We start from the raw sequence: 14,327 nt of genomic DNA on the forward strand, positions 1-14,327 counted from the left end.
GCCTATCGCGGGGTGGCGTCCTGCTTCGTGCGTCGGAAGGTCGGCCGCGTCAGCCGCCGAGTGCGCCGAGGGTGACCTCAGCCTCGTACTCCTTGCCGCCGCGGTTGTAGGTGACCGACGCCTCACTGTTCGCCGCAGCGGCACGCACCTGCGCGGTCAGGTCGCTGGCGTTGGTGATCGGCACACCGTTGAACGCCGTGACGATGTCGTCCGCCTTGAGCCCGCCCTTCGCCGCCGCGCCACCGGGAGTCGCCTCGGCGATGTACGCGCCGGAGACCTCGGCGCCCTCGACACCGGAGGCGTCGCGGACCGAGGCACCCAGCAGACCGTGCGTGGCTGCACCGTCGGCGATGATCTCCTTCGAGACCCGCTCGGCGATGTTCGACGGGATCGAGAAGCCGAGGCCGATGGATCCACCCTGTTCGGAGTCGCCGGAGCTCGCGATCGCGACGTTGATGCCGATCAGCTCGCCCTTGCTGTTCACGAGGGCGCCACCGGAGTTGCCGTGGTTGATCGCGGCGTCGGTCTGGATGACGGCGATCGAGATCGTCTCGGTGCTCTGCTGCGCACCCGAGCCGGGCAGATCGAACTGGAACGGTCCCTGGTCGCCCTCCTCGGGCGCCTCCTGCTGCGGGGAGTCCTCGGCCGAGGAGTCGGGCACCGCCGACGAGGCGATCTGAATGCTGCGGTTCAGTGCGCTGACGATGCCCGTGGTCACCGAGTTCGCGAGCCCCAGCGGAGCGCCGAGTGCGACCGCCGTATCACCCACGTTCAGCTTCGACGAGTCGGCGAACTCGATCGGCGTCAGACCGTCGGCGTCCTCCAGCTTGATCACGGCGAGGTCGTACACGGGGTCGGTGCCCACGATGGTGGCGTCGAAGATACGTCCGTCCGACGTCGTGACGCGGATCGTGGCGTCGGCGGCCTCTCCGCCGAGCGTCACGACGTGCGTGTTGGTGAGGACGTAGCCGTCGTCGCTGATGATGACACCGGAGCCGCTGCCGGCCGCGCTGGCGCCGGCGACCTCGATCGTGACGACGGACGGCAGCGCTTTCGACGCCACAGCCGTGGTCTCGTTGACCGATCCCGGGTTGTTCACGGTGACCGTCTGCGGTCCCTCCGCCACACCGGATGACGGCGCATCGCCGACGGCGGTCCAGATCGCACCGCCACCGAACCCGGCGACACCGCCGACGAGGGCGGCGGCCACGACCAGCGCGGCGATCTTGACGCCGCCCCGGGGCTTCGTGCCCTGGGCGGTCGCGCCGCCCGAGGAGTTCTCGCCGCTGTTCCGTGCCGAGTCGTCGAGCGGCACGGTGGGCTGCGTGTGCGCCGTGGCGGACGGGATGCCGAATGCTGCTCCGTTCGGAGCTTGGCTCGGCGCATGCGGGGCCGCGAACTGCTGCGGGGCCCCCTGCGGCGCAGGCGACGCGAACGTCCGCGGCATCTCGTGCCCCGCGGACGACGCGGGGGCAGCCGGGGATGGGGTGGGCGGCACGTCGGGTGCCGAGTGGTCCTGGGGGGTGTCTTCATTCATGATGTGCTCCTTCTACGACGCTCTTACAGAATGCCGCCCATGTCTGTGCGTTTCGTATGGCGTAGATGAGTTTCAGCTATGGCATTAGCGTGGTGTTCATGAGTGTCATTCGCGGCGCGTGGCGGCGCACGGCATCGGGTGCGGGCCTGTTGTCCGACGACGGAGCAGTGGCCCCCACCATCTTCGCAGAGATGTCTGCCGCAGCGGCGAGAACCGGCGCCATCAACCTCGGTCAGGGATTCCCCGACGAGGACGGTCCCGCGGCGGTCCTCGAGGCCGCGCGCGAGGCGATCTCCCACGGCGCGAACCAGTACCCGCCCGGGCGTGGCATCCCCGATCTCCTCGCGGCGATCAGCGAGCATCAGAAGCGCTTCTACGGCCTCGACGTCGATCCCGACACCGAGGTCATCGTGACCGCCGGCGCCACCGAGGCACTGACGGCGACGCTGCTCGCGCTGATCGACGGCCCCGACGACGAGATCGTGGTGTTCGAGCCGTACTACGACTCCTACGCGGCGGCCGTCGCGCTCGCCGGCGGGCGGCTGCGGACCGTCCCCCTGCGCGCCCCGGACTTCCAGCCCGACCTCGACCAGCTCGGGTCCGCGGTCACCGACCGTACGCGGATCATCCTGCTCAACGACCCGCACAACCCCACCGGAGCGGTGTTCGGGCTCGACGTCCTGCAGGAGATCGTGCGGCTCGCCCACCGTCACGATGCGGTGATCGTCACGGACGAGGTCTACGAGCACCTCGTGTTCTCGTCTCGTCACACGCCCATCGCCACCCTGCCGGGCGCTGCGGAGCGCACCCTGACGATCTCCTCTGCCGGCAAGACCTTCGCGGTCACGGGCTGGAAGATCGGGTGGGTGCACGGCCCGGCGGCGCTGATCACCGCCGTCCTCACCGTGAAGCAGTACCTCACCTACGTGAACGGCTCGCCCTTCCAGCCGGCCGTCGCCGTCGGACTCCGGCTCGACGACGCCTCCTTCACGGATGCGGCCGCCACGCTCGCACGCAAGCACGAGATCCTGGGCAGCGGGCTCCGCTCGGCCGGCTTCACCGTTCATGCTCCGCGCGGCGGGTACTTCACTGTCGCTGACGCGACAGAGCTCGGCGGCGCCGATGCGGCCGCATTCTGTCGGCGGCTCCCCGAGCGTGCCGGGGTCGTCGCCATTCCTCTGTCGGCATTCGTCTCGCGCGAGCACCGGCACGACTACGCCGGTCTCGTGCGCTTCGCCGCCTGCAAACGCATCGACGTGCTCGAAGAGGCAGCAGCCCGCCTGGTGGCCGCGACGGGTTGAGTCGCCTCAGCCGGGGACGACGCGGTAGCGGCGCGCCCGCAGCGACGGGTTGACCGCACGCACCCGGTCGATCGCCGACCGCTCGATCGCCGCGACGGCGATGCCCTCGGCCGTTCCGACGCCCGCCAGCACCACGCCCTGGGGGTCGATGATCTGCGAGTGCCCGACGCCGATCGGCGTCGGGTGGTCGGCGGCGACGACGAAGGCGGTGTTCTCGATCGCCCGTGCCGCGAGAAGCGTGGTCCAGTGGTGCTCCTTGAGCGGCCCGCGCACCCACTCGGCCGGCACGAGCAGGACGTCGGCCCCGGCATCCATGAGCGTGCGAGACACCTCGGGGAAGCGCAGGTCGTAGCAGGTCATCAGACCGAACCGCAGACCACCGAGATCGAACGTGGCCGGAGCACCGAGCTCCCCGGGCTCGACCCAGTCCGACTCGCTCTGGCCGAACGCGTCGTAGAGGTGCTGCTTGCGGTAGGTGGCCAGCAGTCCGTCGCCACGCACAGCCACGATCGTGTTGCGCACGCGATCGCCGTCGGATGCCCGTTCGGCAAGACCCGCGACGATCACCACGCCGTACTCGCCCGCGAGTCCGATCAGTGACGACACGAACTCACCGTCGAGGTTCTCGGCGTTCGCGGCGAGAGTCTCATCCATCGGATCCACGAAGTACGCGGAGTACTCGGGGAAGACGACCAGCCGCGCGCCGCGCCCGGCGGCGTCTGCCGTCATCGCGGCGATCCGCTCGAGATTGCCGGAGCGGGAGTCGGTGGGCGCGAACTGGCACACGGCGACGGGGACGGCGGAGGGCTCGGTCATGCGAACCATCCTCGCGCATCGACGCGATGGACGCCTCGATTCGCCAAGTCTCAGATCCCGTGATAAGTTATCTCTTGTGCCGCGGGGTGGAGCAGTTCGGTAGCTCGCCGGGCTCATAACCCGGAGGTCGCAGGTTCAAATCCTGTCCCCGCAACGAGAATGCGACACAAGAAAGGCCCCTGATCAGGAGAAATCCAGATCGGGGGTCTTTCGCTTTGCCCCCTCAGAGCACCCGTGCGTGCTCAGAGCGCCCGTGCATGGCCCTTCGGAACGACCGCGTGGACGCGTCCGCGGATGAAGAACACCAGCACCAGGCCGACCAGGATCACCACGACGTTGCCCGCTCCGCCGATGGCGTCGAGAGGCCCGCCCGACGGGTATCCGGTCGATAGGAAGATCGTCGGGTCGGTGCTCGCGTGCAGCAGGATCGGCGCGATCAGCGTGCCGGTCACACGCATCGCCAGGTACATCAGGATGCCGAAGCAGAACGTGTAGCCGACCTGGAACAGCGTCGCAGAGAGGCCCTGGGTCGAGGTGAACAGGTTGCCGAGGTGCATCGCGGCGAACAGCCCGGCCGAGACCAGCGCGACCGCGACCTCGCGGTGGCCGGCCTTGCGCATGAGATCCACGACGATGCCGCGCGTGAGGACCTCTTCCGCGAAGCCGACGAAGAGGCCCGTGAGCATCCACGTCGCGACGATCTCGAATCCGGCTGCGCCGTAGTCGATCGAGAACAGATGCAGGATGTTGAACACCAGCACGGCGGCCACCGCGATCCACATCCATCCCCGTCCGCGGATCGGCTGCGGGGAGAAGATCGTGCGCAGCCACCCCACCGAGGCCAGGAACACCACCAGCACGATGCACGCGAGAAGGATCGGCAGCGCGATCGTGAAGAAGATGAACCCCGCCGTGCCCGGCTTCGCGGTCCACTCGTCGCCGAACAGCGGACGCACGAGGAAGAAGGCCATGCCCTCGTACAGCGCGTAGTAGACGACGACGGCGAGGAGCGCCTTCCACCACCCGCCGCGATCCCAGAAACGGGACCAGCCAGACGACGCGGGGCGGGGGCTCTCGGCTGTGTTCACGCCTCGATCCTCCCAGAGACGCGCACGGTTCAGAGCAGTTCGCCGACCAGTGTCTCGATGCGCGCGCGGATGTCGTCGCGGATCGGGCGGACGGCGTCGATCCCCTGTCCCGCCGGGTCGTCGAGGGTCCAGTCCTCGTACCTCTTGCCGGGGAAGAACGGGCATGCGTCGCCGCACCCCATGGTGATCACGACGTCCGAAGCCTGCACGGCCTCGGTGGTGAGCACCTTGGGCGCCTCGGCGGTGATGTCGATGCCGAGCTCAGCCATCGCCGCCACGGCGGTCGGGTTGATCTGGTCTGCGGGCATGGAGCCCGCGGACCGGACCTCGATGCGGTCTCCGGCGATGTCGCGCAGGAAGCCCGCTGCCATCTGGGAGCGCCCGGCGTTGTGCACGCAGACGAAGAGGACGGACGGACGGGTGGCTTCTTCAGACACGGGAGCTCCTGCGGGTTGTCGACGGGAAGACTGTCTCGGACGCGAATGGGCGCCCCCGGAGGGACGCCCATTCGATGCGGTTCACGGGGTGGTCACTCCCCCGCGGCGGCTTCCAGCTCGAGAAGCTTCTCGACGGCCGCAGTGAGGCGCTTGTCGGCCTCGGCGAACGCCGTGAGGTCTCCCGAGGTGAGAGCGGTCTGACGGTCGAGCAGCGCCTGCTGAGCTGCGGCGAGGGCATCAGCCTGCTCGTCGGTCGGCTGAGTCGGCTCGGTGGGCGTCTCGGTGCCGGTGCCCGCGTCATCCGGGTTCTCGGGAACCTCGGGATCGGTCGGCTCGACCTCGTCATCGCCACCTGTCGCGCCGGAATCTCCACCGAACAGCGCATCGAGGGCCTCGGTCAGAGTGTTCTCGAAGGCGACCCGATCACCGAAGGCGACCAGCACCTTCTGCAGACGCGGCAGCTGCGTTCCCTCCGACGACTGCACGTACAGCGGCTGCACGTAGAGCAGACCGCCACCGACCGGGAGCGTGAGCAGGTTGCCGTAGATCACCTCGGACTCACCCTGTTGCAGCAGGTTCAGCTGCGGCACGACGGACGTATCCGAGTTGTAGGTGTTCTGCACCTGACCGGGGCCGGGAACCGTGATCTCGTCGTTGATCTCGAGCATTCGCAGCTGACCATAGCCTTCAGCCTTCACGCCCTTCTCGGATCCGGCGTCAGAGTCCACGGCGAGGTAGCCCATCAGCACGTCTCGGCTGCTTCCCGCGCCCTGCGACGACGGGATGAACGTCGAGAACATCGAGAAGCGCGGTGCATCCTGACCCGGCATCTGCATGGTCAGGTAGTACGGCGGCTGCAGCATCGCGTCGCTGCGCGGGTCGTTCGGCGTCTGCCAGCGGTTGTCCTGCTGAGCGAACGAGCCGGCGGTGTCGATGTGGTAGACCCCGAGCATCTCGCGCTGCACCTTGAACAGGTCGGTCGGGTACCGCACGTGGCTCATGAGCTCGCCGGACATCTCGCTGATCGGCTTGAGAGTCGTCGGGTACACGTTCTGCCAGGTCTTGAGGATCGGGTCCTCGTCATCCCAGGCGTACAGCGTGACCGATCCGTCGTAGGCGTCGACCGTGGCCTTGACCGAGTTGCGGATGTAGTTGATCTCGTCGATCGCGAGCGTCGGCGGGTTCGTGTTCGAGTCGGCGATCGCGTCGGAGAGGCTCACGCTGGTCGAGTACGGGTACGTCGAGCTGGTCGTGTAGCCGTCGACGATCCAGACGATGCGGCCGTCGACCACGCTGGGGTACGGGTCGCTGTCGAGTTCGAGGTACGGGGCGACCTTCTGCACGCGCGTCTTCGGGTCGCGGTCGTACAGGATCTGCGAGTCCTCGTTCACGAGGTTCGAGAACAGGATCTGCTCGGACTGGAACTTCAGCGCGTAGAGCAGCTTGGTGAAGGTGTTCCCGATCGCCGGGCCACCCTCTCCCTCGAACGTCGTCTTCGTCTCGCTCGCGCCGTCCTTGCCGCGCGGGTAGTCGATCTCGGCCGGCTCCGCGCCCTCGGGCGCTCCGACGATCGAGTACGGCGGCGAGTTCTCACCGAAGTACACGCGCGGCTCGAAGTTCTCGCGGTCGGTCAGAAAGCCCGACGACGGGATGCCGCGCTCGAGGAAGACGGGCTCGCCGTCGGTCGTGCGCTGATTGCCGGCGGCGGCCACGAGGCCGTAGCCGTGCGTGTAGACCGCGACACGGTTGTTCCAGTTGTCTCCGTCGCCGAGCTTGGTCACGTCGAGGTCGCGGACGGCGACCACGGTGTCCTGCGAGACGCCGTCGATGTCGTAGCGGTCGACGTCGAGCGTCTCTTCGAACTGGTAGTACGCACGGTACTGCTCGAGCTGACGCACGGTCGGGCTGATGACCTTCGGGTCCATGATGCGGATCGAGGCGGTGGTCTCGGCATCCTCACGCAGCTGACCGGCCTCGGCGTCGGTCTCGGCCTGGAAGCTGGTCGTCTCGAGGTTCGCGACCCCGTACGCCTCCTTGGTGCCGTCGATGTTCCGCTGGTAGAACTCGGCCTGGTACGCGTTCTGGTTCGGGCGCACCTGGAAGGTCGTGACCACCCAGGGATAGCCGACGCCGACCACGAGCGAGGCCACGATGAGCAGCGCCGTGGCGGCGAGCGGGAAGCGCCAGCGACCGATGACCGCGGTGACGAAGAACAGCACGGCGACGAGAGCCGCGATGATCGCAATGATCGCAAGACCCGGGATCGTCGCGTTCACGCCGGTGTACGCGGCACCCGTGATGCGGTCATCGGGGGCGACGAGCGTCTTGTACCGATCGAGCCAGAGGCTCGCAGCCTGCACCAGCAGGTAGAGCCCGGCGATGATGGCGAGCTGGATGCGGGCCGACTTCGAGATGCGCAGCTCGCCCTGGCCGATGCGCACGGCACCGTAGAGGTACGACACCAGCGCGGTCACCAGCAGCGAGAGCAGCAGCACGGCCGAGACGAATGCGAGCAGCATCGAGTAGAACGGCATCGCGAACATGTAGAAGCCGGTGTCGAGACCGAACTGCGGGTCGACGTCGCTCGTCGCGACGCCGTTGGCCCAGAGCCAGACGGTCTTCCAGTTGCCGGCGGCGGCGAAGCCCGCGAAGAGGCCGAAGAAGATCGGCATGCCCCACATCGCCAGACGGCGCAGCGGCTCGATGACCTCCTGGTAGCGATCGAGCTGCGAGCTCAGTCGCACGTACACGGGCCGGAGCCGGTATGCGAGCTGGATCACCACGAACATGGGCACGGCCATGGCGAGGAATCCGACGACGAACATCACCGCCGTCGCGATCCATTGCGTCGTCAGGACACCGGTGAATCCGATCTGGTCGAACCAGAGGAATTCGGTGTAGAGCGAGGCGAAGACGAAGAACGCCGCGATCAACGCGGCAATGATCACCAGTGAGATGCCGAGAATACGTCGGGACGTTCGAGGCGTGGCCGGGTTCTGAGCTGAGGTCGAGGTCACCGTCCCATCTTAGGCGGGCCTCACTGGACGCGGGCTGTCATCCCGATCACGGGGAGGTCACGACGCGGTGCATGCCGGCAGCGCCGAGACGTCGCCGCCGTCGGCGATCACCGAGAGCGCGTCGAGCGAGTCGTCGAGGGAGGCGGTGCTGATGACCTGCAGCCCGTCGGGGACGTGACCGACGACCTCGTCGCAGTTCGCCGACGGCGCGAGGAAGTACTCGGCCCCGGCGTCGCGGGCGCCGAAGAGCTTCTGCCGGATGCCGCCGATCGGCCCGACCGTGCCATCGGCCTCGATGGTGCCCGTGCCGGCGATGTTCTCGCCGCCGTTGAGCTCGCCCTCGGTGAGGCGGTCGACGATGCCGAGCGCGAACATCATGCCCGCACTCGGGCCGCCGACGTTGTCGAGCTGGATGGCGACGTCGATCGGGAAGTCGTAGTCGGTGCGCAGCGTGATGCCGATCACCCAGGTCGACACGTCGCCCTCGGTGCGCTCCTCGGGGGTGACAGTGACCTGCTGCTCCTCGCCGCGGCGCAGCACCGTGAGCTCGATCGGATCGCCTCCCGCGTCCTGAATCGTCTGGCGCAGCTGCTTCGCGGACTCGACCTCGGTGCCGTCGATGCCGGTGATCACGTCATCGGGCTCGAGCAGGCCCGCGGCCGGAGTGTCGGCGACCGCCTCCACCACGACGACCTCGGCGCCGGTGTCGTAGTCGAGCTCGTTGAGCGCGGCCGCGGTCGCCTCGTGCTGCGAGTCGACCATCAGCGTCGCGTTGCGCTCGTCGCGCTGCTCGGTGGTCACCCCCTCGGGGAAGACGGAATCGAGCGGGACCACGGCACGAGAGGAGTCGGTCCAGGCCAATGCCAGCTCGAACCAGCTGGGTGTGCGCTCGCGGTTGCCCACGACCTGCACGGTGGTGAGATCGAGCGTGCCGGCGGTGTCGAACGTCTCGGCGCCCTCGATGCTGATCAGGGGCACCTCCTCGCCGTCGGGACCCGCAGCGGTGCCGAGGGTGTCGTAGACGGGGCCCGGCCGCTGGATCACGTACGGCGTGGGGAGGAAGGTCAGCACGACGAGCGCGACGAGCGCGACGATCAGCGCCCAGACTCCCAGTCCGGGCTTCACAGACCGCGTTCGATCCACAGCATTCCTCCGTCGTTCGCGAGCGGCGTACAGCGATCTGCTCGCGTCGGGGTCACGCGCAGAAACCTGTGACTAGCGTAGATGCCACGGCTATAGGCGTGCTGAGAGGGCGATCGACATGGCAGACAACGACCCCACCCCCGAGGACTTCCAGGAGTTCCTGCGACGGATGATGTCCGGGCAGGGCGGTGACATCGATCCGGACGCCCTGCGCGGCGCGTTCGAGGGCATGGAAGGCATGCAGTTCGACCCCGCGATGATGCAGACGATCATGTCGCAGTTGCAGGGCGCGTTCGGCGCCGACCCGTGGGACGGCGCTCTTCGCCAGGCCCTGCACATCGCCAACCGCGAGGGACAGGGCGTCTCCGACGGCTCTCGCACGTCGCTGGTGGACTCGTTCGCGCTGGCGAACCTCTGGCTCGGCGAGGCGACGACCATCTCCGAGCTGTCCGAGACCCCCACCGCGATGACCCGCGGCGAATGGGTCGAGAAGACGCTGCCGGTGTGGAAGGAGATCGCCGGCCCCGTGTCGACGAGCATCGCCGACGCGCTGACCAGCGCCCTCGACACCCAGGTGCCCGACGAGATGCGCGGCGTCGTGCAGGGCGCAGGCAAGCTGATGCGCGGACTCGGCGGGTCCGTGTTCGCGGCGCAGTTCGGCCAGGTGCTCGGCAACCTCTCGCTCGAGGTGGTGTCGGGTGGAGACGTCGGCATTCCGGTGCTTCCCGCCGGGACTGCCGCAGTGATCCCCCAGAACCTCACCGCGTTCGGCGAGGGGCTCGAGATCCCGGAAGACCAGATCGCGCTGTATCTGGCCACGCGTGAGCTCGCGTCGGCCCGTCTCTATCGTCACGCCAAGTGGCTCCACCTGCACGTCATGGCGCAGATCACCGACTTCGCCCGCGGCGTGACGGTCGATGTGGACGCGCTCGAAGACGTGGCCAGCCGTCTCGACCCGTCGAATCCCGAGGAGCTGCGGGCGGCCATCGAGGGCGGCGCACTGCTTCCCGTGCAGACGGAGGCGCAGCGCGAGGCGCTCGATCGGCTCGAGAACCTCATCGCGACGATCGACGGGTGGGTCGACGTCGTCACGGCCGAGGCCACCTCGCGCCTTCCCGACGGAACGCGGATCGCCGAGGCCGCTCGTCGGCGACGCGCCGTGGGAGGGCCGGCGGAGGACGCTCTGGGCGCACTCGTCGGGCTCAAGCTGCGTCCCCGGCGCATCCGCGAGGCATCCGCCATGTGGAAGACCGTGACCGACGCGGTCGGGATCGCCGGGCGTGACTCGCTCTGGGACTACCCGGACCTCATGCCGACCGCCGAGGACATCGATGACCCGACCGCTCTGGTCGCTCGCCTGCAGGCGGCTGTGCGAGGCGAACAGCCCGTCGCCGACGAGTTCGACGAGGCGCTGGCACGACTGCTCGACGGCGAGGACTTCTCGTCGGAGCAGCCCGAGCCCACGGCGTCGGATGGCAGCACGGGCGGCGCGTCCGACGGCACAGCCGACGGAACGCCTGACGACGACGCGACCGACGGGGAGCGCCCGGTCTGATCCGCGCGAGGACTCGGCACTCGCCCTGCACACAGACGCGGACGGTGCCGAGTTCTCCACGGAGGCGTCTTTTCCGTCATCCCCCCTCGGCGCTTTCCTGAGAATCAGGGGGTGTCTCCGCTCAGCTCTCCGACTCTCACCCGCCTCGACCCGGGGCGCCCCCTGCTCTGGCGAGACGGCGACACCCTGCAACTGGGCGATGACGGCGGCATCCGGGTGACGGTGAATGCCGAGTGGATCGAGCTGCTGCTGAGCCGTCTGCGCACCGGTTTCCGCCGCAGCGCCTTCGACGTCATCGCGCATCGACTCGGCGCGCCCCGCGACGAGGCGCGGGCGCTGTTGACGCGACTCGAGAGCGTGTTGATCGATGACCCTGCTCCCCGCCCCGCCGTGTGGGTCGAGAGCGTCAACATCACGGACGGGCGCACCGAATACCGCATGCGCGAGGCGTTGGAAGACGAAGAGGTGCGTTCCGGCGACCGCGCCCGGCAAGACCACATCGGGCTCATTCTCGTGGAGGGCGCAGCCGCGGCGCTGCAGCTCGCGCGCTACCTGCGCGACGACATTTCCCACCTCCCGGTCTCGTTCGAGCGCGGGAGAGTGAGCGTCGGGCCGCTCGTGGTTCCCGGAGCGACGCCGTGCCTGTCGTGCCGTGATGCCCAGGAGCGAGACAGAGACGCGGCGTGGCCACGATTGCACGCCCAGCTGATCGCCCGCGTCGCCGGTCCGATCAGCGCGGCGCAGGTGGCGGAGGCGGCGACTCTCGCCGCGCACCTTCTCGTCACGGGGACCGAGAGCGGAGCATCCGCGATCGGGATCAGCGCGAACGGCTCCCGCGAGTGGCGCCCGGTGACATTTCACGAAGAATGCCGGTGCCGCGCGCTGTCGTCCCCATCTCCGCCAGGAACCGTGACGGGGCCCTCTCCCCTCGACCTGCCGAACGCGACCATGTCACCGCCAGCGTTCGCGCGGCGCGCGTGACGCCGACGTAGGCCAGTCGCCGCTCCTCGTCGATCGACTCGAACGTCGTCGCGTACGAGATCGGAAGGGCGCCCTCGGCCCATCCGGCGAGATGGACATGCGGCCATTCGAGTCCCTTGGCAGCGTGCAGGGTCGACAGCGTCACGGTGCGCATCGTCGGTTCGTGCTGGTCCTTCGCCCGCGCCATCAGCGCATCGCTGAAGCTGCGCAGATCCGCGTTCGGCCCGGCTTCCTCGGCGAGGCGCAGGATCGCCCGACGCGCCTCCCACCCGTCGCGTTGCGCTCCCCCCGCGGCGGGCGGCTCCTCCGTGAGCCCGAGCTCGCGCAGCACGCGCTCGACGCCGGGAAGGAAGCCCTGCTCGGTGGGTGCGACCGCGGCGGCGCGGAGCGCCAGGATCGCCTGCCGCACCTCGGGCATCGCGAAGAAGCGGGTGCCTCCGAGCACCGTGGTCGGAATCCCCTCCGCCGCGAGTGCCTGCTGCAGGGCGGCGGACTGCGCATGCGCCCGGTAGAGCACGGCGATCTCGGACGGAGACGCTCCGGCGGCGATACGAGCCGAGATCGCCTGCGCGACGCCGACCGCCTCCTGCATCTCGGTGTCGTAGGCGGTGACCGTGGGGGCGTCGGCCGAGAACTGCTCCCGCGCCGGCACGAGCTCGAGCGCACCGGGGCGGCCGCGCATGAGCGCGTTCGCCGCCGTCAGGATCGGCGCCTGCGAGCGGTAGTTCGTCTCGAGCCGCACCACGGTGGCATCAGGGAACCGGCGCTCGAACTCCAGCAGATAGCGCTGCTCGGCGCCCGCGAAGGAGTAGATCGTCTGGCTCGCATCCCCCACCACGCAGATGTCCCGCCGGTCGCCCAGCCACAGCTCCAGCAGCCGATTCTGCAGCGGCGACACATCCTGATACTCGTCGACGGTGAAGTGCCGGTACTGTTCATGCACCGAGGCGGCGACCCGTGACTCCGCCTCGAGCATGCCCGCGCACGCCAGCAGCACGTCCTCGAAGTCGAGCTGATGCCGCTCGTCCTTCAGCGCCTCATAGCCGCGTTGCAGCTCGACGAGCTGCGTGGCATCGACACCGTTGACGGTGCGTCCGAGTTCGGCATGCTTCTCGATCGAGACCATCGAGACCTTCCGCCACTCGATCTCCGACGCGATGTCGCGCAGGGTCGCGGTGCTCCGCTTGAGTCGCAGACCGTCGGCCACCTGCCCGAGCATGCGCACCTTGTTGTCGATGATCGACGGCGCGGGCGAGCCGGCGAGCGTCGGCCAGAAGAAATTCAGCTGCGCGAGCGCGGCGGCGTGGAAGGTTCGCGCCGCCACGCCTTCGACGCCGAGCGCACGCAGACGCCCGCGGAGCTCCCCCGCCGCCTTCGCGGTGAAGGTCACGGCCATCACCCGGGCGGGAGAGTAGGCGCCCGTGTCGACGCCGTGCGCGATGCGATGGGTGATCACCCGCGTCTTGCCGGTCCCGGCGCCCGCGAGGACCGCGACGGGTCCGCGCAGCACGGATGCCGCTTCCCGTTGCCTGTCGTCGAGCGCGTCGAGCGCGCTCACCCGCGCCCCTCGTACCAGGCGCGGATCAGAGCGCGCGCGATCGACGCCTGGCCCGGCAGACCGACCGGTCCGTCGCCCGCGAGGGCCGTGCCGATCTCGTCGCGGGTGAACCAGCGCACGTCGATGATCTCCTCGCCATCCGGGCGCGCAGCGGCTTCGTCAGCGACGACGGCGCGGAATCCGACCATCAGCGACCGCGGGAACGGCCAGGCCTGCGACGAGACGTAGTGCAGGGCCGACACCTGAACTCCGGACTCCTCCTCGAGCTCGCGATGGACGGTGGACTCGAGCGATTCGCCCGCCTCCACGAACCCCGCGAAGCACGAGTACATGCGGCCGCCCCAGTTCGCATTCGCCCCCAGCAGCAGACGCTCCCCGTCGACGCTCTCGACGGCCACGATCACAGCCGGATCGGTGCGGGGGAAGTGATCGCGCCCGCAGACGAGGCAGCGACGGGACCAGCCGGCCTGGCGCACCTCGGTGCCGCCTCCGCACCGCGGGCAGAACTGCGAGTCGCGCAACCAGCCGGCCAGGGCGATGGCCTCGACGAGAACGTCGGTCTCTGCGGCATCGATGCGACCGCCCAGATCCCGCAGGCTGAGCCAGATCTCGTCCGGGACCGCGTCGACCGCCTCGGGCTCTGCCGGCAGAACGGCGAGCAGCAGCACGGCGCCCTCAGAGTCGCGTCCGAGTAGTGCCCAGTCGGCGTCGAGCACCTCGGCGGCGCCCACACGCTGGAGCATCCCGTCGACGACACGCACCCGTCGGTCGCGCACGACGATCACGCGGGTCGCGGCGTCAGCGCGCAGCCGATCCAGCACGCCGGGCTCCTCGCGCAGTTCGGCGGCACGGTCGAGAGTTGAACGCTGATTGGTCATCGACTCCCTCTCTCAC

10 protein-coding genes and 1 tRNA gene are annotated in these 14,327 nt (G+C 69.0%); 3 read left to right on the forward strand and 8 right to left on the reverse strand.

Annotated features, from left to right (window positions below; translation table 11 throughout):
• Positions 1-49: 49 nt before the first annotated feature.
• Positions 50-1,537 (reverse strand): S1C family serine protease, encoded by a 1,488-nt coding sequence (locus AC2D10_RS04960; RefSeq protein WP_484710831.1) that lies wholly within the window; start codon positions 1,535-1,537, stop codon positions 50-52.
• A gap of 98 nt (positions 1,538-1,635) precedes the next feature.
• On the opposite strand from AC2D10_RS04960, the gene AC2D10_RS04965 reads away from it, so the two are divergent.
• A complete protein-coding gene (locus tag AC2D10_RS04965; RefSeq protein WP_484710832.1) occupies positions 1,636-2,838 on the forward strand; it encodes an aminotransferase class I/II-fold pyridoxal phosphate-dependent enzyme in 1,203 nt (400 codons plus the stop codon).
• Positions 2,839-2,844: 6 nt separating this feature from the next.
• Here AC2D10_RS04965 and AC2D10_RS04970 read toward each other — a convergent pair whose 3' ends face one another.
• Positions 2,845-3,654: a carbon-nitrogen hydrolase family protein gene (locus AC2D10_RS04970; protein WP_484710833.1), complete on the reverse strand. Its 810-nt coding sequence runs from the start codon at positions 3,652-3,654 to the stop codon at positions 2,845-2,847.
• A gap of 80 nt (positions 3,655-3,734) precedes the next feature.
• On the opposite strand from AC2D10_RS04970, the gene AC2D10_RS04975 reads away from it, so the two are divergent.
• A tRNA-Met gene (locus AC2D10_RS04975) sits at positions 3,735-3,808 on the forward strand.
• 88 nt (positions 3,809-3,896) lie between these two features.
• Here AC2D10_RS04975 and AC2D10_RS04980 read toward each other — a convergent pair.
• From AC2D10_RS04980 to AC2D10_RS04995, 4 genes are all read right to left on the reverse strand, one after another.
• A complete protein-coding gene (locus AC2D10_RS04980) occupies positions 3,897-4,742 on the reverse strand; it encodes a CPBP family intramembrane glutamic endopeptidase (protein ID WP_484710835.1) in 846 nt (281 codons plus the stop codon).
• Positions 4,743-4,771: 29 nt separating this feature from the next.
• Entirely contained in the window at positions 4,772-5,179 is a 408-nt protein-coding gene (locus AC2D10_RS04985; protein WP_484710836.1) for an arsenate reductase ArsC, read from the reverse strand.
• 92 nt (positions 5,180-5,271) lie between these two features.
• Positions 5,272-8,196 carry a UPF0182 family membrane protein gene (locus tag AC2D10_RS04990; protein WP_484710837.1) on the reverse strand — a complete coding sequence of 975 codons (2,925 nt, stop codon included), beginning with the start codon at positions 8,194-8,196 and terminating at the stop codon, positions 5,272-5,274.
• A 57-nt stretch (positions 8,197-8,253) separates the two neighbouring features.
• Positions 8,254-9,339 carry a YlbL family protein gene (locus AC2D10_RS04995; RefSeq protein ID WP_484710838.1) on the reverse strand — a complete coding sequence of 362 codons (1,086 nt, stop codon included), beginning with the start codon at positions 9,337-9,339 and terminating at the stop codon, positions 8,254-8,256.
• 118 nt (positions 9,340-9,457) lie between these two features.
• Here AC2D10_RS04995 and AC2D10_RS05000 point away from each other — a divergent pair, with 118 nt between their 5' ends.
• Positions 9,458-10,894 (forward strand): zinc-dependent metalloprotease, encoded by a 1,437-nt coding sequence (locus tag AC2D10_RS05000; RefSeq protein ID WP_484710839.1) that lies wholly within the window; start codon positions 9,458-9,460, stop codon positions 10,892-10,894.
• 817 nt (positions 10,895-11,711) lie between these two features.
• Here AC2D10_RS05000 and AC2D10_RS05005 read toward each other — a convergent pair.
• Together AC2D10_RS05005 and nudC are read right to left on the reverse strand one after the other, a co-directional pair.
• The gene (locus tag AC2D10_RS05005; protein ID WP_484710840.1) at positions 11,712-13,433 is read right to left on the reverse strand and encodes an ATP-dependent helicase; all 1,722 of its coding nucleotides are present in this window, start codon (positions 13,431-13,433) and stop codon (positions 11,712-11,714) included.
• Positions 13,430-14,311 (reverse strand): NAD(+) diphosphatase, encoded by an 882-nt coding sequence (nudC, locus tag AC2D10_RS05010; protein WP_484710842.1) that lies wholly within the window; start codon positions 14,309-14,311, stop codon positions 13,430-13,432. Before nudC ends, AC2D10_RS05005 begins: the two co-directional genes overlap by 4 nt.
• Positions 14,312-14,327: the final 16 nt, after the last annotated feature.

The sequence above is a fragment of the Microbacterium sp. PI-SA-G genome (assembly GCF_057215335.1).